Source organism: Nocardia implantans, assembly GCF_035544775.1.
Taxonomy (GTDB): Bacteria; Actinomycetota; Actinomycetes; order Mycobacteriales; family Mycobacteriaceae; genus Nocardia; species Nocardia implantans.
Map to the genome: position 1 here is coordinate 56,039 of NZ_JAYKYQ010000011.1, position 22,269 is coordinate 78,307.

The following is a 22,269-nucleotide window of genomic DNA, read 5'->3' on the forward strand; positions in this document are numbered from 1 at the left end:
CGAACGGTGTTCGTCTAGATTGGCCGGTAGAACGAACGCTGTTCGTTCGATGACACCGAATCGGCGCTCCCCAGAAGTACAGCCGCAGAGTGGGACGCCCGCCTCGAGCAGAGGCGTCGGCGGGCGGCTCCATCCCATTCCGCATGTTCTCTGGAGGATTCCCATGCACGTCGGCCTCGGCCTGCCCATTTCCGATCCCGCCGCGCTGCTCGACTGGGCCCGGCGCGCCGACGCGGGCCCGTTCCGCACGCTCGGCCTGCTCGATCGGCTGGTCTACGACAATCCCGAGCCGCTGATCGCGCTGGCCGCGATCGCGGGTGCGACCAGCCGCGTCCGCGTTCAGACCGAAGTGCTGCTCGCGCCGCTGCGCGACCCGGTGCTGCTCGCCAAACAGGCCGCCACCCTGGACCGGATGTCCGGCGGACGGTTCGTGCTCGGTCTCGGTGTCGGCGGTCGCGCCGACGACCACTCGGCCTCCGGTACCGACCTGCGCACCAGGGGCCGCCGCCTGGACGAACAGCTCGCGCTCATGCGCCGCCTGTGGGCCGGTGAGCCCTACGGCGACGAGTGTGGGCCGATCGGCCCTGCGCCGCTGCGCCCGGAGGGGCCCGAGATCCTGTTCGGCGGTTTCCAGCCCGCGGCGCTCGAGCGCGTCGGTCGTTGGGGCGGTGGGTTTCTCGCCGCCGCCCCGCCCTCGTGGGCGGGCAAACTCTTCGACACCGTCCGCCTTTCCTGGAAGAACCACGGCAGACCGGGCGAACCCAGGATCGTCGCCCAAGTCAACGTGGCCCTCGGTCCGGACGACGTGATCGAGGACGCCCGCGCATCGATGGGCGCTTACTACGAGTTCAGCGGCTATACCGAGGGCATCCTCGCCGGCCTGCTCACCACACCCGCGCAGATCCGCGCCGCGCTGGCCGAATTCGATGATCTCGGCGCGGACGAGGTGATGTTCTATTGCTACGGGCGCGACGCCGATCAAATCGATCGGCTGGCCGACCTGCTGCCCTGAGCAAGGCCGCGCATCGGCCGTGCGGGGCGCTCGGTGATGCCGAGCGTTCCCGCTGGATCGGCTCGGCCTGCGTCGTGTGCGGGTCGAGCCCTTCCGTGATGCCGAGTATTCCCGCCGCGTATCGGCGGCAGGCCACGGATATTCGTGCGCGCCGCAGTGTCATCGCAGCATCGTGCAGTGGACACCCCATCGGAACTCGAGCCGTTCGGCCGCGCCCGCCCGGATCGTACGGCGCGGCCGACAATACGCGGAACCGATGCGTTGGGCCGCGCGGTGGACGAACGCGTTCGCGACTGCGGTGTAGTTGCCGGCACCGTGGTGCTGCGCGCTTCGGCCGGGGCGCGCTCGGGTGGCACTCGGCGACTTCCCGCGCCGGAAGCCGCATCTGTCCGCGGCCTCCGGCGGTCAGTGCTTTCCCGGCGCGTCGCCGCTGAGGACGCGCGCGCCCGGCACGGGTCCGCTGGCCGTCCGCACGCTGCGGCAGACGCCCGCGCCCGCGAGTTCGGCGGCCACCGCGATCGCCGATTCCTCGCTCTCGCACAGGAACGCGCAGGTGGGTCCGGAACCGGAGACGAGTCCGGCCAGCGCGCCCGCGCTGACGCCCGCGCGCAGCGTGCGGCGCAGTTCCGGTTTCAGCGACACCGCGGCGGCCTGCAGATCGTTGCCGAGCAGCGGGGCGAGTTGCCGAGGGTCGCCGGAGGCCAGCGCCTGCATCAACTGCTGCGGCTCGCCGAGCCGGGGCGGTTCGCCGTGCTCGCGCAACCGGTCGAGTTCGGCGAACACCGCAGGCGTGGACAATCCGCCTTTGGCGAAGGCGAGCACCCAGTGAAACGTATTGCGCGACAGCACCGGTAACAGGCGCTCGCCGCGTCCTGTGCCGAGCGCGGTGCCGCCGTGCAGGGCGAACGGAACATCGCTGCCGAGTTCGGCGGCCACCGCGCTCAGTTCCTCCCTGGACAGTCCCAGATCCCACAACTCGTTCAGCCCGACCAGCGCCGCGGCGGCGTCGGCGCTGCCGCCTGCCATGCCGCCGGCCACCGGAATGCCTTTCGTGATGGCGATTTCCACCAGGGGAGCGCGGCCGCCGAGATGCGCGAGCCGGACGGCGGCTTTCCACACCAGATTCGTCCGGTCGGTCGGCACCTCCGCGGCGCCTTCTCCGGTGACCCGGACGGCCAGCGAGCCGGCCGGCGCGATCTCCAGATCGTCGCTCAGGGACAGCGCTTGGAACACCGTGGTCAGGTCGTGGTAGCCGTCGGCCCGCAGGTCGCCCACTCCGAGATGGAGGTTCACCTTCGACGGCGCCCGCACGGTGACGGGACTCGGCACAACTGACAGCACGGTGCTCAAGCGTAATGGGTGCGGTCGGACGGAGTCCGTCTTCAGCCTGCGCACGGAGTCCGTCTTCAGCCTGCGCATGGCCGGAGCGAAGGCGGAGGTACGCCTGATGGGTGCGGTCGGACGGAGTCCGTCTTCAGCCCGCGCATGGCCGGAGCGAAGGCGGAGGTACGCCTGATGGGTGCGGTCGGACGGAGTCCGTCTTCAGTCCGCGCACGGCCGGAGCGAAGGCGGAGGTACGCCTTATAGCAGCGCGCCGCCGGTGGCATCGATCCATTGCCCGGTCACCCAGCGTGCGTCGTCGGAGGCGAGGAACCCGACGACGTCGGCGACGTCGGCGGCCTGCCCCACGCGCCGGAGCGGGGACATCGTCGCCACCGAGGCCTGCGCTTCGGCGTTGCGCAGCCAATTCGCGTTCATGTCGGTGTCGATGATGCCGGGCGCCACCGCGTTCACGGTGATGCCGCGCGCGCCGACCTCCTTGGCCAGCACGCTGGTGAAACTGTCGATCGCGGCCTTGGTCATGGTGTAGGCGATCAGTTGCGGCATGTGTGCGCCGTGGGTCAGTCCGGTGGAGATGTTGATGATGCGCCCGCCCGTGCGCAGGCGGTCCAGGCCGAGGCGGGTGATGAAGAACGGGGCTTTGGCGTTGACCGCGAAGACCCGGTCGAACGCCGCTTCGTCGGTCCCGGCGATCGGCTCCCTGATGCCGTCGATGCCCGCGTTGTTCACCAGGATGTCCAGTCCGTCGGCGTGCGCGTCGAACGCCGCCCACAGCGCCTCCGCGTCGCCGGGCACGCCCAGTTCGGCGCGAATCGCGAACGCCGCGCCGCCCGCGGCCTCGATCGCGGCGACGGTCTCCTTCGCGGCCTGTTCGTCGCGGTGGTAGTGCACCGCGACGCGCGCGCCGTCGCGTCCCAGTCGTTCGGCGATAGCCCGTCCGATGCCCCGGCTGCCTCCGGTGACCAGTGCCGTCTTGCCCGTCAGTGCGCCCATGACGCCTTCCTTTCTCTAGCGACCGCTACAGAAAGCAAGGTAGCACATTATCTAGTGAGCGCTATAGAATTGCGCCATGAGCACGACGACCCGAGGGCGGCCGCGGTCTTTCGATCGGGACGCGGCGCTGGAGAAGGCCATGCGGCTGTTCTGGGCCCGCGGGTACGAGGCCACCTCGATCGGCGACCTGACCGCGGCCATGGGCATCGGCGCGCCAAGCCTGTACGCGGCGTTCGGCGACAAGAAGACGTTGTTCACCGAGGTGGTGGCGAATTTCGGCGCGCGCTACGGCGGATTCGTCGCGCGGGCGCTGGCCGAGGAGGACACCGCGGACGCGGCGGTCCGGCGGATCCTGCGCGAGGCCGCGACGGAGTACACCCGGCCGGAATGTCCGCACGGCTGCCTGGTGATCAGCGCGGGCGTGAACACCACCAGCCCCGAGATCGCCGATTTCCTGCGCGAGCTGCGCAATCGGAACATCGACACGTTCGCCGCACGCATCCAGGCCGACATCGACGCGGGCGTGCTGCCCGGCCATCTCGACGCGCGCGCACTGGCCCGCTACGTCGGCACGGTGATGCAGGGCATGTCCCAGGCGGCGCGGGACGGGGCGAGTCGCGCCGAACTCCAGCGCGTCGCCGAGATGGCGCTGCGCGGCTGGGCCACCTAGTGGCCCGAGGCGCGTCCGTCCTGCACGACCACCGGCAGGCAGGTGCGCACGAAGTCCGCGCCGAAATCGGTGAGCACGACGCTGCGGTAGATCACCTTGGTGCCGAAGCCGGAGCGCTTCAGCATCTCGCGCACCGGTGACTGCGCCTCCAGCAGCTGATACCGGTTCGGGTTGCCGACCGGCTCGCGCGCGTGCTCGATCAAGCCGAGCCTGCGCAGGTTGGTCAGATACTGCTGGATCCGGTTCGGAAAGCGCAGGCCGGCGTGCTCGCCGATCAGCGTGAGCATCGAGCCGAGGCGTTCGGAGCCGAGCGCGCGCGGGCGGCCGGTGCGGATGTCGATCGAGGGCTGCGGCCCGTCCAGATGCAGGAAGCGCAGGATGCGCGCCTCATCCGGGGTCAGCTCGCCGAGCATGCCCGCGAAGGCCGGGTGGTTGTCGTCCTCGCCGTGCGGACTGGCCGACAACCGCAGCAGCGCGGCGCCCTGTTCACGCAGCGTCGGCACCGCCTCCTGCGCGGCCGGTTCCGTGGCCGCGGGCATCCCGAGCGCCTTGCGCATCGCGTCGCGAACCTCGGACTCGGCTTCGGCCAGCACTTCTCGCGGCGGGGCTCCCTCGATGCTGCGCCGCACGACGGTCGAGGTGACGCCGACCGCGGTGCCGACGCCCCAGGACGTCACCCCCGTGACCGCCGTCCACGCGACCCGTGCCACACCCGTGGCGGCGCGCACCGTGGCCAGGGGAACCGTTACCCGTCTTGATGATTCGTCGGTGTGCGCGATATCCGAAGCCGGCCGCCGGGCGATCTCCTGCGATGGCTCGGCATCCGCCGTCGCCGCGCCGAGGTGCTCGACGGCCTCGATATCGCCGTCGTCCGGACCCGCTACAGCCATGATGTCGCCACTCCCGTTCCGAAGATCAGGATATGAGCGTATCCGGCGAACAGCCCCAACACGCCGCCATGGACGAAAAGGAGCCATTCGTCCTGCTTGATGGCCGCGCGCAGCATGTCGACGAAGTCCGGCGGCGACAGCATCGCCATCTGCCGCGCGATGTACTCGTTGATCTGCCTGCCCTGGCGGACGTTGAATTCCGGGTCGGCGAACGCGATCGGCGCGATGGCCATGGCTTCGCTGGTGAAGGTCGACTGCAGCGAGTCGTATTCGCGGCTGCCGAGCATGAACTTGACCGCGGGGCGCGCCGGCCCGAGCGCGCGGTCGGCGGCCGGGCGCAGCGTGTCCTCCAGCATCTGCATGGTGCGGTCCGAACGCGGGCCGTTGAGCAACTCGTCGCCGATATTCGCCACGGTGATCACCTGGCTGGAAACCAATTCCGCGTATCCGTCGGTGATTTCGGACTTCCGTTTGATCAGCAGGCCCTGCCGCCACGGGACCCACCACTTCGGATATGCGGGCGCGAAGATCATATTGATGCCGATCCAGTTGACCACCCAGCCGATGATGACGCCGCCGATCGGCAGCACCGCCAGACTGGGCCAGCCGGTCAGATGCAGGACTGCGACCAGCAACACGCCCATCGGCGCGCCGAAGTAGAAACCGAAGTTCTGCATGAAACGCAGTTCCTTCGCGCCGAGCACCTGGAACAGCGTGTTGAGCAGATGCGGCCTGGCCTGGAAGTAGCGGATCACCATCTGCTTCACGTCGAGCAGCTGATCGATATTCGCGCCCAATTCCTCGGTCAGCTCGCGCAGGATCTCCGGCAGCTGCTGGCGCACCCTGGCGTGCACCATGTCGCGCACCTGGGCGGGCAGGTTGTACCAGAGTTGCGGGTGCTCGCGGCGCAGGATGTCCTCGACGATGTCCTTGATCTGCACGTCGGCGATGCTCGCGAGATGCTCGGCCAGCTTGTCGGGCTCGAGCTCCCGGTAGAAGTCCGAGACGCTGCCCAGTTTGGCCAGGCCCTTGTCGACCGCGATGCTGGCCATCTTGTCCGCGCGGGACGGGACGATGCCCTGCCACCCGAACCGGCCGTCGTAGCTGAGCAGCGGCAGGACCTGAATTCGCTTGGGAAGGAAGGGATACAGCGCGCGCAGGCCGGGAACACGGACGCCGTGGAAGGCGACCGGCTTGAACAGCATGAGCACGCCGGTCCAGTTGGTGATGTAGCCGATCACTCCGGTGAAAAGCGGTATGGTCACGAGCTCGAGGAGGATCGTCGGGTGGATTCCGAAAACACTCTCTAACACGACACCCTCCTGCCGATACACCGGTGATCGCCGCCTCACCGGCACCCAAAACTAGCACCCCCTCGGCGAAGAAACCTTATTGCGCGCCGTGTGCCGGTCGCACTGTCCGAGTCAGACGGTGCGAATGCCCCGCCACCCAAGGGGAAGTAATCTGTGGGACGGATTCGTTCCCCCGGCGATATCGGAGAAAACGTGGCAGACGACAGGACCGGACAGGACGTGGCGCGGCCAGGTTCCCGCGCCGTCGAGCGCAGTTCGGATGTCGAACAGCGGCAGATCAGCAATGAGGCCCGGCTGATCCGCGGCGTGTTCCGCGCGGCCGGAGTGGCCGCGGGCACCGTCGTGCGCGGGAGCCAATGGGCGGTCGGCACGACCTATGAGGTCACCAAGGAGATCACCCAGGCCGCTCTGGACGGGGAGTCCTCGGCGGAGATCGCCGAGCGGACCGGGAACGCGTTGCGCTCCATCGCCCGTAGCGCGCTCGGCGTCACCGAGGGATCGGTCCGGGAGATCGTCAGCTATGTCCCCACGTCCAACGGACCCACCTCGCAGCAAGCGCTGGCCGTCGGGCCGTACCTGCGCTCGGCGAGCACGGAGGAGTTGCGCCGCCGCGGCGACGCGCTGCTGGCCAGGTCCGCCGACGTCTACTTCACCGAGGACGTGCACCCCGCCTACGACCGCATCCTCGACGAACTCGCGCCCGACGAGGCGCGCATTCTGCGCTTCATGGCGCTCAACGGCCCGCAGCCGTCGGTCGACGTGCGTACCAACCGTCCACTCGGCATCGGTTCGGAACTGGTGCAGGGCGATCTGACCTCCGTGCCCGAGCAGGCGGGGGTGCGCTACCCGGACCGGGCGCGGTCCTACCTGATCAACCTCAACCGCCTCGGGCTGACGCTGACCTCGGACGACCCGGTGGTGCTGAGCCGGTACATGGTGCTCGAGGTGCAGCCCGTGGTGGAGGCGGCGCTGAAGAAGGCGGGCCGGGCGCCGAAGATCGTCCGCAAGAGTCTCCGGTTGACCGAGTTCGGCGAGGACTTCTGCCGCACCTGCTTCACGATCAACAGCTGACGTCCCCGAAGTTGATCTTCACGGGAATGTTGCGGCTCGTCGTGATAGCAATCTGATACAACTCTCCCAATCCGGCACTCGGGATGGGATTGTTGAGAGTATGGATCAGCGAACCGGCGGGCAGGGGCGCGGCGACCCAGGGTTGGGCATCGCCGGGCAAACGCGTAACGACCGGGGCAAGGGTCCCGGTAATCCGCAGCGCGACGACTCGGGATTTCCCCCGGGCCGCCAGGAGCGCGGCGGGGTGGACATAGATTCGAGCGGGCCGGAGCCCGAGGAGCGAGACATCGATCCGGCCGCTTCCGGGCCGAGCCGCGGTCAGCGGGCGGCGAGCACCGGCGAACGCGATCCGGGCGACCGGCGTTCCGACGACCGGCCGCGCTTCGACGCGGGGCCGATCGACTTCGGGCGGGTGCGAGACGATCCGCGGTCGGCCCGCGGTCGCGACGAGGGCCGCGAGCCCGACGACGTATCGGCGATCTCGCGGCTGAAGTACCGGTATCTGCGCACCCTCGACACCAAATCGTGGGATGACTTCGCCGACACCATGGTGCCCGAGGCGACCGCCACCTACAGCGAATACCTCCAGTTCGAATCGCGCGAGGCGTTCATCGCGTTCATGCGCAACACGCTCGGGCCGCACGTGATCACCGAGCACCGCTGTGATCACCCCGAGATCGATGTCGACGGCGACACCGCCACCGGCACCTGGTACCTCGCCGACACGGTGCTCATTCCGGGCCACAACATGCTGCTGCGCGGCGCGGCGTTCTACACCGACCGCTACGTGCGCTGCGACGACGGGCGGTGGCGGATCTCGCACACCGGCTACGAACGCACCTATGAAGTGGTGCTGTCCCTCAGCGATCTGCCGAGCCTTCGCCTGACTTCCAGCCGTTGGGGCCTGATCGCCAAAGAGGACGGCATCTCATCGATCGAACGCGACCCCGGCACCGCGCCGCCGCGACCGGAGTCCGAGGCCGGCTGACTCAGTCGGCGGTAGCGACTAGGGGCTCCAAGGTGAGCGCCGGGTGCTCCTTCTCGATGTATTGCAGCCGCCACTTGTCGCTGAACAACGCCAGCAGCGCACCGTCTGAGCGAGTGAACACCTCCACCCCGCGCTGGCGCCCGAGTTCGTCCGCCGACGCGGCGTCGGTGCGCCGGGCCAGCGTGTACCCGAGGTGCTCCATCGTGGTCTCGACGTTGAACTCCGCGAGCATGCGCGCGGTCACCACTTCGAACTGCATCGGGCCGACCGCGGCCAGCACGGGGGAGGCGTCGCCGCGGATGTCGTTGCGCAGCACCTGCACGACGCCTTCGGAATCGAGCTGGTCGACGGCCTTGCGGAACTGCTTGTACTTGCCCGCGCTGCGTGCACGCAGCACCGCGAAATGCTCCGGGGCGAACGACGGGATCGGCGGGAACTCCACCTTCTTGTCCACGAACAACGTGTGCCCTGGAGCCAGCGCCGTCGCGTTGACCAGGCCGACGACGTCACCCGGGTAGGCGGTGTCGACGGTGGCGCGCTCACGGCCGAACACGGTCAGCGCGTACTTGGTGGCGAACGGTCGCCCGGTCTGCGCGTGGGTGACCACCATGCCGCGTTCGAATTCGCCGGACACGATCCGCATGAACGCCAGGCGGTCGCGGTGGGCGGCGTCCATGCCCGCCTGCACCTTGAACACCACCGCGCTGAACGGGTCACCGGTCTCGCGCGGCTTGCCGTCGATGTCGCGCCGAGGACCCGGCGCCGGCGCGAGCGCCACCAAGGTCTCCAGCAGCTGCCGCACGCCGAAGTTCAGCATCGCCGAGGCGTAGATGACCGGCGATGTCTGTCCGGCCAGGAACAATTCCTGGTCGTGGTCCTGGCCGGTGGCCGAGAGCAGCTCGCTCTCCTCCGCGGCGGTGCTCCACGCTTCTCCTTCGCGCGCCTCGGCGGCTTCGGGCGTGAGCGACTCCTCCGGCGCGATGGTGGCGCCGCCCGCGGTACGGGTGAAGTGGATGTATTCCAGCGCGGCGCCTTCCGGGCCGCGGCGCAGGAGGCCGCGGAAGTCCCCCGCGATACCGACCGGCAGGAACAAGGGGGTGGGGGTGAGCCCGATCCGCTCACTGATCTCGTCGAGCAGTTCCAGCGGCGCGCGGCCCGGCCGGTCCCACTTGTTGATCACGGTGATCACCGGGATGCCGCGGTGGCGGCAGACCTGGAACAGCTTCAGCGTCTGCGGCTCCAGGCCCTTGGCCGCGTCGATCAGCATCACCGCGGCGTCGACGGCGGTGAGCACCCGGTAGGTGTCCTCGGAGAAATCGGAGTGGCCGGGAGTGTCCACCAGGTTGATGACGCTGTCCACGTCGGAGCCCGCGGCACGGTAGTTGAACTGCAGTGCGGTGGAGCTGACCGAGATGCCGCGCGCCTTCTCCATCTCCATCCAGTCCGAGACGGTGGACTTGCGCCCGGCCTTGCCGTGGATCGCGCCCGCCTCGGAGATCATCCTGGCGTGCAGGGCCAGCGCCTCGGTGAGCGTTGACTTGCCCGCGTCGGGATGGGAGATCACCGCGAACGTGCGCCGGCGGGCTACCTCGGCGGATAACCCACGGGATGCGGGCGCGACAACACCCTCAGGGGAGGCGCTCAACGCAAGACAACCTTTCGCAGACGACCGATCGGCAACCACGCCAGCGTACGCGACGCGCTCGAGCGCGAGCCGAACCGCCGGTGACCACCCGATTCAAAGAGCGCCTCTGCGCTGGGGTATGGTGTTCGGGTTGTCTCGGCGAGGGTGACCGCAGACCAGTTTTGCGACACCGTGATCGACGCGGCGCGGCTTCCGGCCGTCCCTGTTCGGTCTTCGCCCCGACGAATAGACCATCCGTCAGGTGTGCAGCACCCCTGACGTGTAACTGACAGCCCGGAAGAGCCGTAGGAGTAGATCCAGTCATGTCCGACGTCAACCTTCTCGAAGCAGCCGTACGCACGGAGTTCGGCAAGGGCGCCGCGCGCCGCACCCGCCGTGCGGGCAACGTCCCCGCCGTGCTGTACGGCCACCAGTCCGACCCGCAGCATCTCTCGGTGAACGCCCAGGCCTTTGCCGCCATCCTGCGTGAGCACGGCACCAACGCGGTGCTGAACCTGGTCATCGACGGCAAGAAGCAGCTCGCGCTGACCAAGTCCGTCGTGGTGCACCCGATCCGCCGCTACATCGAGCACGCCGACCTGCTGATCATCAAGCGCGGCGAGAAGGTCACCGCCGACGTGAACGTCACCGTCACCGGCGACGCCGCCCCCGGCACCTTGGTCACCCAGGAAGCCACCACCGTCTCCGTCGAGGCCGACGCGCTGAACCTGCCCGAGGCCATCGAGGTCTCCGTCGAGGGCGGCGAGGCGGGCACCCAGATCACCGCGGGCGAGCTGCGGCTGCCCGAGGGCGTCAGCCTGGCCGCCGATGCCGAGACCCTGATCGTCAACGTCATCGCCGCCCCGGCCGCCGAGCCCGTCGAGGGCGAGGGTGCGGCCGAGGCCGAGGGCGAGAGCGCTGAGTAGTACCGAATCGTCCGCCGGGCCCGCGCTCGTCGTCGGACTGGGCAACCCCGGTCCCGAGTACGAGCGCACCCGGCACAATGTCGGTTTCCTGGTCGCCGACGTGCTCGCCGAGCGCGTCGGCGGCCGTTTCGCTGTGCACAAGAAATCCGGCGCCGACCTGCTGCAGGCGCGGCTGGACGGGCGTCAGGTGCTGATCGCCAAGCCGCGGTCGTTCATGAACCTGTCCGGCAGGCCGGTGGCCGCGCTGGCGAAATTCTTCTCCGTGCCGCCGACCGAGGTGATCGTCGTGCACGACGAACTCGACCTGCCGTTCGGCGCGATCCGCCTCAAGCGCGGCGGAGGTGAGGGCGGGCACAACGGTCTTCGCTCCGTTTCCAGCGCCCTGACCACCAAGGACTACCTGCGCACCCGGATCGGCATCGGCCGCCCGCCGGGCCGCCAGGACCCGGCCGATTACGTGCTGAAGCCGTTCTCGGCGCCGGAGCGCAAGGAAGTCCCCGTGATCGTCGAGCAGGCCGCCGACGCGGTGGAACTGCTGCTGCGCGTGGGGCTGGAGACCGCGCAGAACCAAGTGCACTGAGCCGGGAACGAGCCGGCCTTCGCCAACGCTCGCCGTGGGGGAGCGATCGCGCTGCGGCGTCCCGGCCGCCCAACCCGTCGGACGGGCGGGGCGACGCCAGGGCGGCCGCTGACAAGCGGTTCGGCGACCGGTGCTCCGGATCCGTTCACAGATGGATCGCGGTCGCCGCCCTGCGCAGTTTGCCGGAGGACGTCTTCGGCAGCGCCCCCGGGCCGAGCACGGCGACGGTGCGCGGCCGTGCGCCGACCTCGGCGAAGACCGCGTGCACGATCTCGCGCTCGATGCGCTTGACCTCTTCGGGATCCTGGTGGGAGCCGCTCTCCACCACGACCGCGAAACTCTCCCGCTTCTGGCCCGCGTCCAGGCGCACCGCCACCGCGTTGCCGGGCCGCACGCCGTCCACCCTGGCCGCCGCGCGCTCGATATCGGTGGGGTAGATGTTGCGGCCACCCATGATGATCACGTCTTTGATCCGGCCGCACACCACGATCAGTCCCTCGTCGGTGAAGTAGCCGATGTCGCCGGTGTCCAGCCAGCCGTCTTCGTCCTGGGCCGATTGGAATCCGTCCACCGTCAGGTACCCCGAAGTGACTGCGGGACCGCGCAATTCGATCACACCCACCGAACGGGCCGGGAGCGGTTGACGTTCGCTGTCGACGATCCTGCCCTCCAAGTTGTCGACCAGGTAGCCGAGGGTGGGCAATCGCCGGATGTTCGCCGGTTGGCCGTGTTCCTCCGGAACCGGCACCGCCTTGCCGATCGCCTCGAGCAGGTCGGCGTCGATCACGTCGAGCACCTGTCCGTGTCCGGGATCGGGGATCGACACGGCGAGCGTGGTCTCGGCCATGCCGTAGACCGGGGTGAGCGCCATCGGGTTGAGGCCGAAGCGCTTTCCGGCGTCGGCCAGCGCCTCCATGGTGTCCGGGTCCACCGGTTCGGCGCCGTTCCACATGTACCGCACACTGCTGAGGTCGAACGCGCCGTCGTCGGCCTGCCGCAGCCGCCTGGCCAGCAGCGAGTAGGCGAAGTTCGGTGCGGCGGTGACGGTTCCGCGGTACTTGCTGATCAGCTCGGCCCACAGCAGCGGCCTGGTGAGGAAGTCCAGCGGCGTCACGCACACCACTTCGGCGCCGATTTGCATGGGGACACTGAGGAATCCGACCATGCCCATGTCGTGGAACAGCGGCAGCCAGCTGACCATCACGTCGTCGTCGAGCTGGAATTTCACCCGATCGAACATGGCGTAGGCGTTGACGAAGAAGTTCTGGTGCGTGATCCGCACCGCCTTGGGCGAGCCGGTCGAGCCGGAAGTCAACTGCTGCAAGGCGATATCGTCCTCGGCGGTGGGCACCGGGTCGATATCGGGGCCGTCGGGCAGCTGGTCGATGCGCACGACGGTGATGCCGCGTTCGCGCAACAGCGGCTCGGCCGCCTCGAACGGCGCGCCGAGCACGACCGCGCGCGCCTGGATCATGGTCAGCACGGTTTCGGTGTCGCGCGCCCAGACCACCAGGTCGGTGCGCGGAGTCGGCTGATGCAGCATGGTGATCGACGCGCCGCGCATCCAGACGGCCTGGCAGGCGGGCGCGATGTCGACCGGCATGCCCGCGAGCACGCCGACCGCGTCACCGTGCCCGATGCCTGCTTCGGCCAGCCCGCCCGCCATGCGCCGGGCGATTCGGTGGATCTCGGCCCACGTGCGCCGCAGCGGGGCGCCGGGCTCGCCGGTCACCAGTCCGCGCTCGGAGGTCTGTGCGGTCGCGTACATCTCGTCGGTGAATCTGCTCAAAGTCCCAACTCCTCCATCACCCACCGTTGCCGGGGACCGGCCTCCCCCAACTATCACGCCATAGTGGCTCAGCGTTAACCCCATTTCCAGGGGCGCAGGTCAGGGGCGCGAAACAGCCGCCGGAAAGGTTGCGGCGTAACGATCGACGTAGCAGCGTCCCGAGCGGGCGGCCAGTTCGCGCATCAACTCGTCGGTCGCGGCGCGCACCTGGTGACGCTGCGCGGCGGGGGGATAACGGCGCTGCGCGCCGAACGCGATGCGCACCTTGCCGAAACGCAGCAGGCGGCTGCCGCGCGGATTCACCCGATCGGTGCCGGAGATGGTCACCGGAACGACGGGCGCGCCGGTGGCCATGGCGACCCGCAGCGCGCCGGTGCGGCCGCGATAGATCCGCCCGTCGGGTGAACGGGTGCCTTCGGGATGAATCGCCCAGACCCCGCCGTCGGCCAGGATGCGAGTGGCGGCGGCCAGCGCGGCGGCGGCCGCGTCACCGCCGGTCCGATCGACCGGCACCTGTCCGGAGACCGAGTAGAACCAGCGGTTGATCCGGCCGCGCAGACCTTTTCCGGTGAAGTACTCCTGTTTCGCCAGGAACGTGACGCGCCGTGGCACGACCAGCGCGAGGTAGAGCGAGTCGATGACGGCGAGGTGGTTGGCCGCGATGATCACCGGCCCGGTGCGCGGAATGTTGTCCAGTCCTTCGACCACGGGCCTGCCGAGCAGCCGCAGCAGCGGACCGAGCAGGACGTACTTGAACAGCGGGTACCACACGACGAAGACCTCCAGGAGAGTAAGCGTAGACATTGTCTACCCGATCTCGTAGACAGTGTCTACGCCCGGGTGCGGTGGCGCGGCGGCAGCTGTGGACAATGTCCACATGGCCGAGAGCGAGTCGCTGCGAGATCGACTGGTCGACGTCGGCGTCGATCTGCTCGAAGAGGTCGGCGCCGCCGGGCTGGGACTGCGGGCGATCACCAGGGCCGCGGGCGTTTCACATGGTGCGCCGCGGCGGTATTTCCCCACCCATCGCGCACTGCTGGCCGCCATCGCCGCGCGCGGGTTCGCCGACCTCGCGGACCGGTTCGCCGCGGTGGACGCCGGGGCGGCGCGCGACCGTCTCGCCGGGATGAGCGCCGAGTACATCGAGTTCGCGGCGCGGCGGCCGGAGATGTTCACCTTGATGTTCCGCCACGACCTGCTCGAAGGCTCCGGCGAGAATCTGCGGTCGGTCAGCCTGCCGCTGTTCGCGCGGTTCGCCGAGCTGGTCGGCGCGGCGGCGGGATCGAGCGCGATCGACCCGCGCCACCGTGCGATCGCCCTGTGGACCAATGTGCACGGAATCGCCACCGCCCGGGCCAATCGCAGCCTGCGTTTGGTCGATCCGGAAGCGGACGCCGCGGCTCTGGTGGCCAGGGCACTGGCCGTGCACCTGGCCTGAGGTTCCCGGCGGCTCAGGCTCGCAGCCGCGCCACCGCGTCGACGAAGCGGTCGAGTTCGTCGAAACCGACGAAGCAGTGCGGCGAGGCGCGCACGACGGAGGCGAGGCCGCGGCCGGTCATGTCGAGCAGGGTGGAACTCGCGTGACTGACCGTGACGGTGATGTCCTGCGCCAGCAGCCGGTCGCGCACCGCGACGGGCTCCACGCCGTCGACGGTGAACGACACGATGCCGCTGTGCCGGATGCCGAGATCGCGCACGGTGACGCCGGGAATCTCCGGCAGCGCCTTGCGCAGGTGCTCGGCGCGGGCCGCGATCGCGGCGTAGACGTTCTCCGGGCCCAGCTCGAGCAGATAGCGCACGGCGGCGCCGAGGCCGAGGCGGGCGGCGACGTCGCATTCCCAGAACTCGAAGCGACTGGCGTCCGGCGCGAGCCGGTAGTCGTGCGGGCCGGTCCATTCCGCGCTGTGCAGGTCGAGCCGTCCTGGTTGCATCGAACGCGCCAACTCCGGCCGCACATACAGGAAACCGGTGCCGCGCGGGCCACGCAGCCACTTGCGGCCCGTGGCCGACAGGGCGTCCACACCCAGCTCGGCCACGTCCAAGGGCAGCTGCCCGGCGGACTGACAGGCGTCCAGCAGCACCAGCGAGCCGACCGAGTGCGCGATCCTGGTCGCCTCGGCGGCCGGGTTGACCAGTCCGCCGTTGGTCGGCGCGTGCAGCACCGAGACCAGCTTGACCCGTTCGTCGACCAGCGCGGCCAGGGCGTCGAGGTCGATCTGCCCGCTGCCGTCGCTGGGGATCCTCTCCACCGTGGCGCCGGTGGCGCGGGCGCGCTGCAGGGCGGCGATGGCATTGCTGGCGTAGTCCGCCTCGGAGACCAGGATGCGGTCGCCCGGCGCGAGCGGGACCGAGTAGAAGAAGTCCGCCCAGGACCGGGTGGCGCTGTCGCTGAGCGCGATGCTTTCCGGCTCGGCGTTGATCAGCGCACCGATCGCGGTCTTGACGTCGGCGAGGTCGTCGAGCCGCTCGTTCGCGGCGCGGTAGCCACCGATCTCCGCTTCGCGCCGCAGATGCGCGACGACGGTGTCGGTGACGACCCGAGGCGGCAGCGACGATCCGGCGCTGTCGAGGAAAACGGGTCCGGGTTCCGGCCCGGATGAGCATCCGGGAGTGTCGGCTCGTACGCGGGCGTCATCCAGCATGGAGCCGACCTTATCGGGTGAATTGTTCGGCTTCATGTCGGTTTCTTGTCGGTCGCCATGGCTACGCTGGATGGATCGCCGCATCGGAATTCCGGCCGGGGAGTGGAATACCACCGCGCCGAATGGCGATAACCAAGAACAGCGGACAACGTCCCGACGCCCACTGGAGGTTGGCATGGCGGTCACGCTCGAGAGTCCTGAGTCGGCCGGTTGTGCCACCGAGCAGGGGGAACTGTCCTCCCGCGCGGCGGCGGAAGCCTATATCGGCGGAGTGTGCTTCAAGCTCGGGCCACCCGCGCTGATCGGCGCCGAACTCGAATGGCTCACGGTGCAGGGTGAGTGTTCGGCGTCGGGTCCTTCGGCGGCTCCCCGCCCCCAGCTGTCCGCGTTGGCGGACGCACTCGGACCGTACGCACCACGGTCCATCGCCCCTGATTCGCAGGCGCTCACGTTGCCCGGGGGCAGCCGGGTCACTCTGGAACCCGGGGGTCAGATCGAACTCTCCAGCGCTCCCTACGACGCTGCCGCCCAGCTGTGTGATCGCCTGGGCGACGATGCCCGCCTGTTGCGGGAACTTCTCCAATCCCGGTCCATCCGCACCGTTTCCGTCGCCGCCGACGCGGACCGCCGTCCCAAACGCTTGCTTCAGCTGCCGCGCTATCGCGCGATGGAGCGCTCCTTCAGCGGCATCGGGCCGTTCGGCAAGCTGATGATGTGCAATACCGCGGCCACCCAGGTCAGCGTCGACGCGGGCGCCGATCGCGCGGAGGTCACCGCGCGGTGGACCGCCCTGTACGCCGTCGGCCCCGCGCTGCTGGCCGCCTTCGCCTGTTCACCCGCCCTGCGTGGCGCGCCGCCGGGGTCGTGGGCCTCCCAGCGCATGCGAGCCTGGCTGCGGCTGGACAACACGCGCACCCGTCCGCCGGTGCTGGACTGGACCGACCCGGTGGCCGCGTATGGCAGATGGGCGCTGGACGTGCCGCTGCTGTGCGTGCGCGGGCCCGGCGGCGAAGGGGAATGCGGCGACGGCGCGGAGTGGTCGGCGCCGCCGGGGGCCACCTTCGCGGACTGGCTGTGCGGCGCGCTGGACGACGAGGTGGGCCGCCGCCCCGATACCGGCGATCTCGACTACCACCTCACCACGCTGTTTCCGCCGGTGCGCGCGTCCGGCCACCTCGAGGTCCGCTACATCGACGCGCAGCCCGGTGACGCGTGGACCGTTCCGGTGCAGGTGTTCGACGCGCTCATGTCCAGCCCCTCGGTGGTCGCGGAGGCGACCTCGATCGCGGCGCCGCAGGCCGGGCGCTGGGTCGATGCCGCCCGCTACGGATTGGCCGATCCGGACATCCGGGCCTGCGCCGTCGCGCTGCTGCGCCTCGCGGCCGAGCACACCGCGACCGACGAGGCGGCGCGCGCCGTCGCATCCGCCGCCGAACGATGTCGCCGTGGTCGCACGCCGACCGAGGACACCACCGAGCACGACCTCGATCCGCAGCCTCCGGAGGCCGTCACGTGACCAGCGTGAAGCCGCGCTTTCCCGATGGCGACCCGGTCCACCGGACCGGCGTGCGCCCCATCGGCGGCCGCACCGAAGCCGGCCGCGCCGACGCCGATCAGCACGAATCTCGGAGACGTTTCCCGTGACCACTTTCCATCCCGCCCCCACCGACAACTCCGGCACCGAACAGCTCAGGGACCGGATCGCCGACGTTCTCACCCGCGCCAGGCAGCGAACTCTCACGCTGACCGACTGCCTCGACGAAGCCGAACTCGTGGCCCAGCATTCCCGGCTGATGAGCCCACTGGTGTGGGATCTGGCGCACATCGGCAATCAGGAGGAACTCTGGCTCGTGCGCGACGTCGGCGGACGCGAACCGGTGCGTTCCGACATCGACGAACTCTACGACGCCTTCAAACACGCTCGCGCGAACCGGCCCGCGCTGCCACTGCTCGATCCCGCCCAGGCGCGCGACTATGTCGGCACCGTGCGCGACAAGGTCTTCGACGTGCTCGAGCGCAGCGACCTGCGCGGCCGTCCGCTCATCGACGGCGGATTCGCCTTCGGCATGATCGCCCAGCACGAGCAGCAGCACGACGAGACCATGCTGGCCACCCACCAGTTGCGCACGGGCGCCGCCGTGCTCTCCGCGGCGGACGCGCCGTCCGCCGCGGCGACGGTCGGCGGGGAAGTCGTCATCCCGGCGGGGGAGTTCACCATGGGCACCTCGACCGACCCGTGGGCGCTGGACAACGAGCGCCCCGCCCATCCGGTCCAGGTGGCCGGTTTCGCGATCGACGCCGCGCCGGTGACCAATGAGCAGTACCTCGCCTTCGTCGACGACGGCGGCTACGAGCGCCCCGAACTCTGGTCCGAGCGCGGCTGGGCGCATCGCGTCGAGGCGGGTCTGGTCGCGCCGCAGTTCTGGGAGCGCGATCCGTCGGGGCGCTGGTGGCGGCGGGTTTTCGGGGTGATGACCCCGCTGCGTCCTCGGCAGCCGGTCGTGCACGTGTGCTGGTTCGAGGCCGAGGCCTACGCGAACTGGGCGGGCAAGCGCCTGCCCACCGAAGCGGAATGGGAGAAGGCGGCCAGATTCGATCCGGCCACCGGCGCGTCGCGCCGATTCCCTTGGGGCGACGCCGATCCCGATGACGCCACCGCGAACCTGGGGCAGCGGCACCTGGAACCCGCCGAGGTCGGCGCCTATCCGGCCGGTGCGTCGCCCGCGGGCGTGCACCAGCTGATCGGGGACGTGTGGGAATGGACCGCTTCGGGTTTCGAGGCGTACCCGGGGTTCCGCGCGTTCCCGTACCGGGAGTACTCCGAGGTGTTCTTCGGCGGTGACTACCGCGTGTTGCGCGGCGGTTCGTTCGGCACCGATCCGGTGGCCTGCCGCGGCACCTTCCGCAACTGGGACCACCCCATCCGCCGCCAGATCTTCGCCGGATTCCGCCTGGCGCGCGATCTGCGACCGGGAGAAGGGGAGTGAGCGACGCCGGTCGCGCCGGGCGATGGTGCGTGGTGGTCGGCCCGCGCCCGGCGACGGCGGGTGCGGATGTGTAGACACCTGGGCTACGTCGGCCCTCCGGTGCGGGTGGGTGACATGGTGACCCTCGGTTCCCATTCACTGCGCACCCAGGCGTGGGCGCCGCGCGACATGCGGCACGGCGGCACCATCAACGCCGACGGTTTCGGCGTCGCCTGGTGGCGCGGCTCGGAACACGACACGGTCACCGCCAGCCGTTACCGCAACGCCGCGCCGATCTGGACCGACCCGGCCGTGGAGGAGGTACTGCCGCAACTGGAGTCGGCCGCGGTGCTGGCGGCGGTGCGCTCGGCCACGGTCGGCATGCCGGTCGAGCGATCGGCGTGCGCGCCGTTCACCCGGGACCGCTGGGCGTTCAGCCACAACGGCGTGGTGCCCGACTGGCGGCGCACCCTCACCGGCGTGGCGGCCGAGTTCGCCGTGGTTGCGAGCGAACTCGGCGCCGCGGACCTGTTCACTCCGGCGCGGCTGCTGGAGGCGGAATCGGCCACCGACGCGGCCACGCTCTGGGTGCTGCTGTGCGATCTGCTGTCCACCGGAGCACCCGACGGCGAGTGGTCGGCGGCTCCGGCGGCGCTGCGGCTGCTCGTGTCCGCGATCCTCGACCGGGAGCCGCAAGCGCGCCTGAACCTCCTGCTCTCCGATGGTGCGCAACTGTGGGCGACCACCTGCCACCACTCTTTGTCGGTGCTGGTCACCGATGATTTCGCCCTGGTGTCCTCCGAACCGTTCGACGACGACCCCCGCTGGCAGTCGATCCCGGACCGCAGCCTGGTGAGCGCCAAGCCCGGTGTGCTGTCCGTCGACCCCCTCCTCTGAAAGGCCGGTGCCATGACCGCAGTCACGCTGGACATCCACCTGACCGAAGACGACCTGAACACCGCGCTGCGCTCGGACGCCGAGCTCGGCCTGACCTCGAACCCGAAATGGTTGCCGCCCAAGTGGTTCTACGACGCCAAGGGCAGCGAGCTGTTCGAGCGCATCACCGAGCTGCCCGAGTACTACCCGACGCGCACCGAGCGCGCGCTGCTCGAGCGGGTGGTCGACGAGATCGCCGACGCCGCCCAGGCCGAGGTGCTGGTCGAACTCGGCGCGGGCTCGGCGGCGAAGACCCGCCTGCTGCTGACCGCTCTGAGCGCGCGCGGTCCGTTGAAGAAGTATGTGCCGCAGGATGTCTCCTCCACGGCGCTGCGCGCGGCCGCCGATCAGGTCGCGGTCGAATTCCCCGGCCTCGGGGTGCACGGTGTGGTCAGCGATTTCACCGACACACTGGACAATCTGCCGCGCGGCGGACGCCGGATGATCGCGTTCCTCGGCGGCACCATCGGCAACCTCGTCCCCGAGGAACGGGCGGAATTCCTCAGCAGGATCCACGACGTGCTCGAGCCGGGGGAGCAACTGCTGCTCGGCGCCGGGCTGGTCACCGACCCGGCGGTACTCGTTCCCGCCTACGACGACGCCGCTGGCGTCACGGCCGAGTTCAACCGGAACGTGCTGCATGTGCTGAACGCTCGCCTGCGCGCCGACTTCGCGCCGGAGAAATTCCGGCATGTCGCGGTCTGGGACGCCGAACGGGAGTGGATCGAAATGCGGCTGGAGGCGGGCGAGGACATGACCGTCACGGTCGGCGAACTCGGCCTCACCGTGCGCTTCGGCCGCGGCGAACAGATGCGCACCGAGATCTCCGCCAAGTTCCGGGTCGACAGCCTCGCGGCCGAACTCGCCGCCGCTGGCTTCGCCACCGGACACGTGTGGACCGATCCGGACGATCGCTTCGCACTGCTGCTCGCCGGGCGGCGCTGACCGCGGACCTCCCGGCGGCGCTCACCACGATGGAGCGCCGCCGACCACCGCGCCGAGCCACTCGACCAGCGGCCGCATCGTCTCCCAGGCGGCGCGCACCTCCTTCGCGGTGCGCGGCGTGTCCAGCCAGGCGGGCGCGCCGAATTCCCGGCCGCACGTGATGGACTTGTGCCGCAGCAGGTCGATGCGGGGGTGGTCGGCGTCGTATCCCTTGGGTTTGGTCTTCAGCTTCTCGCCGCCGATCGTGAAGCCCGCGTCGGTGAGGTCCGCCAGGATCGCCGCCAGCTCGGGTCCGCGCACCTCGTCATCGATGGTGGCGCGCAGCTGCGCGAGTTGCTCGGGCGAGCCCTGGTAGAAACCGCCGCCGACGAACAGGCCCGCGGCGTTGATCTGGACGTACCAGCCGACTCCCGCCGCGGCGCGCACCACAGCGCCCTGCGCGGTCTTGTACGGGGATTTGTCCTTGGCGAAGCGCACGTCGCGGTAGGGCCGGAAGATCTTGGCCGTCCCGAAGTCCGGCTCCAGCTCCGCGACGAGCGCCTTCATGGGCGCGAGCACCGACTCGTCGTAGATCTTCTTGTGCGCGGTCCAGAACGCCTTGGAGTTGTCGGCCTCCAGGTCCTCGTAGAAGTCCAGCCCAGCCAGCGGAAAACCCGCGAATCCGGTCATGCCCGCACACCCGCCGCGCTGATGTCACCCGATTGACGCATACCGAAAACCTACGTGGTGATGTCTCCGCCGAACACCGCGAATCCCACGATGAGGCCGATCACCATCCCGACGGCCGCCGCGATCGCTGCCCATTTGCCGAGCGATTCGCCCTTGTTGCGTCCGATCAACCCGAGGATTATCCCGGCCGGACCGAACAGGATCGGGCAGAACAGCACCGCGGTGATCGCGCAGACGAATCCGATGATCGAGTACACCTGGCTGCCCGGCTGCTTCGGCGGGGTGCCGTAGGGCTCGTATCCCTGCGGCGGATAGGGCGGGTACCCGTACTGCGGCTGCTGTGGGCCGGACGCCGGATAGCCGTAGCCACCACCCGGCGGGTACTGCGGCTGCCCGGTCGGCGGATAGGGCGGTTGTCCGCCCGACCCGTACTCCGCGTGCTCGTCCGGCGTGAACCGGTTCGTCGGTTCGTCGGCCGGCGACTGCGGCTCGAAAGCCGACGAGGGCGTCCCGGGCGCGGCGGGCTCGGCGCCCCACGACTGCTGTTCACCACCGCCGTTGGCGCCCCACGGGCGGGGTTCGGCGGGTTGGCCGCTGGGCTCGGCGCCCCACTGGCCGCCCAGCGGTCCGGTGGACGCCGGGCCGCCGGACTGCCACCATTGATCGGCCGCGCCCGGCTCGTGCTCCTGCGGTCGTGCGGCGGCGGGATCGTGCTCGGTGGGCTGCCCGGCGCCGGTCGCGGGCTCGGCGGGCTTGTCACCGGAGGTCTCCCTGGTCGGCTCCGATGACGACGCCGGCGGCCGTTGCTCGTCGTCGGTGTGGTCCGGATCCTTCGGCGTGCTCATCGCACCCTCCTCGTGTCGTCCCGGTCACGCAACCTATGCCTACCACGGCGAACGCCCGGCCATAGCCGA

Annotated in this window: 21 protein-coding genes; 11 read left to right on the forward strand and 10 right to left on the reverse strand. The window is 69.8% G+C overall.

The genetic code is table 11. From position 1 onward, the window contains the following. Positions 1 to 163: 163 nt before the first annotated feature. The gene (locus tag U3653_RS24945) at positions 164 to 1,012 is read left to right on the forward strand and encodes an LLM class flavin-dependent oxidoreductase (protein ID WP_195082463.1); all 849 of its coding nucleotides are present in this window, start codon (positions 164 to 166) and stop codon (positions 1,010 to 1,012) included. 405 nt (positions 1,013 to 1,417) lie between these two features. Here the strand turns inward: U3653_RS24945 and U3653_RS24950 are convergent, their stop codons facing one another. Continuing rightward, positions 1,418 to 2,353 carry a 4-(cytidine 5'-diphospho)-2-C-methyl-D-erythritol kinase gene (locus U3653_RS24950; protein ID WP_195082464.1) on the reverse strand — a complete coding sequence of 312 codons (936 nt, stop codon included), beginning with the start codon at positions 2,351 to 2,353 and terminating at the stop codon, positions 1,418 to 1,420. 240 nt (positions 2,354 to 2,593) lie between these two features. Beyond that, positions 2,594 to 3,346 carry an SDR family oxidoreductase gene (locus tag U3653_RS24955; protein WP_195082465.1) on the reverse strand — a complete coding sequence of 251 codons (753 nt, stop codon included), beginning with the start codon at positions 3,344 to 3,346 and terminating at the stop codon, positions 2,594 to 2,596. 76 nt (positions 3,347 to 3,422) lie between these two features. Here U3653_RS24955 and U3653_RS24960 point away from each other — a divergent pair, with 76 nt between their 5' ends. Next, positions 3,423 to 4,016, forward strand: a complete 594-nt coding sequence (locus tag U3653_RS24960) for a TetR/AcrR family transcriptional regulator (RefSeq protein WP_195082466.1) — start codon at positions 3,423 to 3,425, stop codon at positions 4,014 to 4,016. Here U3653_RS24960 and U3653_RS24965 read toward each other — a convergent pair. Together U3653_RS24965 and U3653_RS24970 are read right to left on the reverse strand one after the other, a co-directional pair. Then, the gene (locus U3653_RS24965; protein WP_195082467.1) at positions 4,013 to 4,906 is read right to left on the reverse strand and encodes an Abi-alpha family protein; all 894 of its coding nucleotides are present in this window, start codon (positions 4,904 to 4,906) and stop codon (positions 4,013 to 4,015) included. The two genes, U3653_RS24960 and U3653_RS24965, sit on opposite strands and share 4 nt — an antisense overlap. After that, positions 4,897 to 6,171: a DUF445 domain-containing protein gene (locus U3653_RS24970; protein WP_244891732.1), complete on the reverse strand. Its 1,275-nt coding sequence runs from the start codon at positions 6,169 to 6,171 to the stop codon at positions 4,897 to 4,899. The genes U3653_RS24965 and U3653_RS24970 overlap by 10 nt, the downstream gene beginning before the upstream one ends. 240 nt (positions 6,172 to 6,411) lie before the next feature. Between U3653_RS24970 and U3653_RS24975 the strand changes: the two genes are divergently transcribed. Continuing rightward, positions 6,412 to 7,290, forward strand: coding sequence for an Abi-alpha family protein (locus U3653_RS24975; protein ID WP_323124158.1), 879 nt, complete (start codon positions 6,412 to 6,414; stop codon positions 7,288 to 7,290). Between the two features lie 412 nt (positions 7,291 to 7,702). After that, the gene (locus U3653_RS24980) at positions 7,703 to 8,278 is read left to right on the forward strand and encodes a nuclear transport factor 2 family protein (RefSeq protein WP_323124169.1); all 576 of its coding nucleotides are present in this window, start codon (positions 7,703 to 7,705) and stop codon (positions 8,276 to 8,278) included. A gap of 1 nt (position 8,279) precedes the next feature. Here the strand turns inward: U3653_RS24980 and U3653_RS24985 are convergent, their stop codons facing one another. Beyond that, complete coding sequence (locus tag U3653_RS24985) at positions 8,280 to 9,923, reverse strand: peptide chain release factor 3 (protein WP_195082468.1); 1,644 nt, start codon at positions 9,921 to 9,923, stop codon at positions 8,280 to 8,282. A gap of 302 nt (positions 9,924 to 10,225) precedes the next feature. Between U3653_RS24985 and U3653_RS24990 the strand changes: the two genes are divergently transcribed. Together U3653_RS24990 and pth are read left to right on the forward strand one after the other, a co-directional pair. Beyond that, a complete protein-coding gene (locus U3653_RS24990) occupies positions 10,226 to 10,828 on the forward strand; it encodes a 50S ribosomal protein L25/general stress protein Ctc (RefSeq protein WP_195082469.1) in 603 nt (200 codons plus the stop codon). Then, positions 10,794 to 11,408 (forward strand): aminoacyl-tRNA hydrolase, encoded by a 615-nt coding sequence (gene pth / locus U3653_RS24995; protein WP_323124159.1) that lies wholly within the window; start codon positions 10,794 to 10,796, stop codon positions 11,406 to 11,408. The genes U3653_RS24990 and pth overlap by 35 nt, the downstream gene beginning before the upstream one ends. Positions 11,409 to 11,553: 145 nt before the next feature. Here the strand turns inward: pth and U3653_RS25000 are convergent, their stop codons facing one another. Both U3653_RS25000 and U3653_RS25005 read right to left on the reverse strand, forming a co-directional pair. Beyond that, complete coding sequence (locus tag U3653_RS25000; RefSeq protein WP_195082470.1) at positions 11,554 to 13,197, reverse strand: fatty acyl-AMP ligase; 1,644 nt, start codon at positions 13,195 to 13,197, stop codon at positions 11,554 to 11,556. A 99-nt stretch (positions 13,198 to 13,296) separates the two neighbouring features. After that, positions 13,297 to 13,968, reverse strand: coding sequence for a lysophospholipid acyltransferase family protein (locus U3653_RS25005; protein ID WP_195082651.1), 672 nt, complete (start codon positions 13,966 to 13,968; stop codon positions 13,297 to 13,299). Positions 13,969 to 14,074: 106 nt separating this feature from the next. Here U3653_RS25005 and U3653_RS25010 point away from each other — a divergent pair, with 106 nt between their 5' ends. Further along, positions 14,075 to 14,635 carry a TetR/AcrR family transcriptional regulator gene (locus U3653_RS25010; RefSeq protein WP_195082471.1) on the forward strand — a complete coding sequence of 187 codons (561 nt, stop codon included), beginning with the start codon at positions 14,075 to 14,077 and terminating at the stop codon, positions 14,633 to 14,635. 13 nt (positions 14,636 to 14,648) lie between these two features. Here U3653_RS25010 and U3653_RS25015 read toward each other — a convergent pair whose 3' ends face one another. Continuing rightward, the gene (locus U3653_RS25015; protein ID WP_195082472.1) at positions 14,649 to 15,839 is read right to left on the reverse strand and encodes an aminotransferase class V-fold PLP-dependent enzyme; all 1,191 of its coding nucleotides are present in this window, start codon (positions 15,837 to 15,839) and stop codon (positions 14,649 to 14,651) included. A gap of 175 nt (positions 15,840 to 16,014) precedes the next feature. Between U3653_RS25015 and egtA the strand changes: the two genes are divergently transcribed. From egtA to egtD, 4 genes are all read left to right on the forward strand, one after another. Next, positions 16,015 to 17,355 carry an ergothioneine biosynthesis glutamate--cysteine ligase EgtA gene (egtA, locus tag U3653_RS25020; protein WP_195082473.1) on the forward strand — a complete coding sequence of 447 codons (1,341 nt, stop codon included), beginning with the start codon at positions 16,015 to 16,017 and terminating at the stop codon, positions 17,353 to 17,355. A 124-nt stretch (positions 17,356 to 17,479) separates the two neighbouring features. Next, positions 17,480 to 18,826, forward strand: a complete 1,347-nt coding sequence (gene egtB / locus U3653_RS25025) for an ergothioneine biosynthesis protein EgtB (protein ID WP_195082474.1) — start codon at positions 17,480 to 17,482, stop codon at positions 18,824 to 18,826. A gap of 66 nt (positions 18,827 to 18,892) precedes the next feature. Further along, entirely contained in the window at positions 18,893 to 19,702 is an 810-nt protein-coding gene (gene egtC, locus U3653_RS25030; protein ID WP_195082475.1) for an ergothioneine biosynthesis protein EgtC, read from the forward strand. A 12-nt stretch (positions 19,703 to 19,714) separates the two neighbouring features. After that, on the forward strand, positions 19,715 to 20,686 hold the full coding sequence (egtD, locus tag U3653_RS25035; RefSeq protein ID WP_195082476.1) for an L-histidine N(alpha)-methyltransferase: 972 nt from the start codon (positions 19,715 to 19,717) through the stop codon (positions 20,684 to 20,686). A gap of 21 nt (positions 20,687 to 20,707) precedes the next feature. Here egtD and U3653_RS25040 read toward each other — a convergent pair whose 3' ends face one another. After that, positions 20,708 to 21,355, reverse strand: coding sequence for a DUF2461 domain-containing protein (locus tag U3653_RS25040; RefSeq protein ID WP_195082477.1), 648 nt, complete (start codon positions 21,353 to 21,355; stop codon positions 20,708 to 20,710). A gap of 50 nt (positions 21,356 to 21,405) precedes the next feature. Beyond that, positions 21,406 to 22,200 carry a hypothetical protein gene (locus U3653_RS25045; protein ID WP_195082478.1) on the reverse strand — a complete coding sequence of 265 codons (795 nt, stop codon included), beginning with the start codon at positions 22,198 to 22,200 and terminating at the stop codon, positions 21,406 to 21,408. Between the last annotated feature and the right edge of the window lie 69 nt (positions 22,201 to 22,269).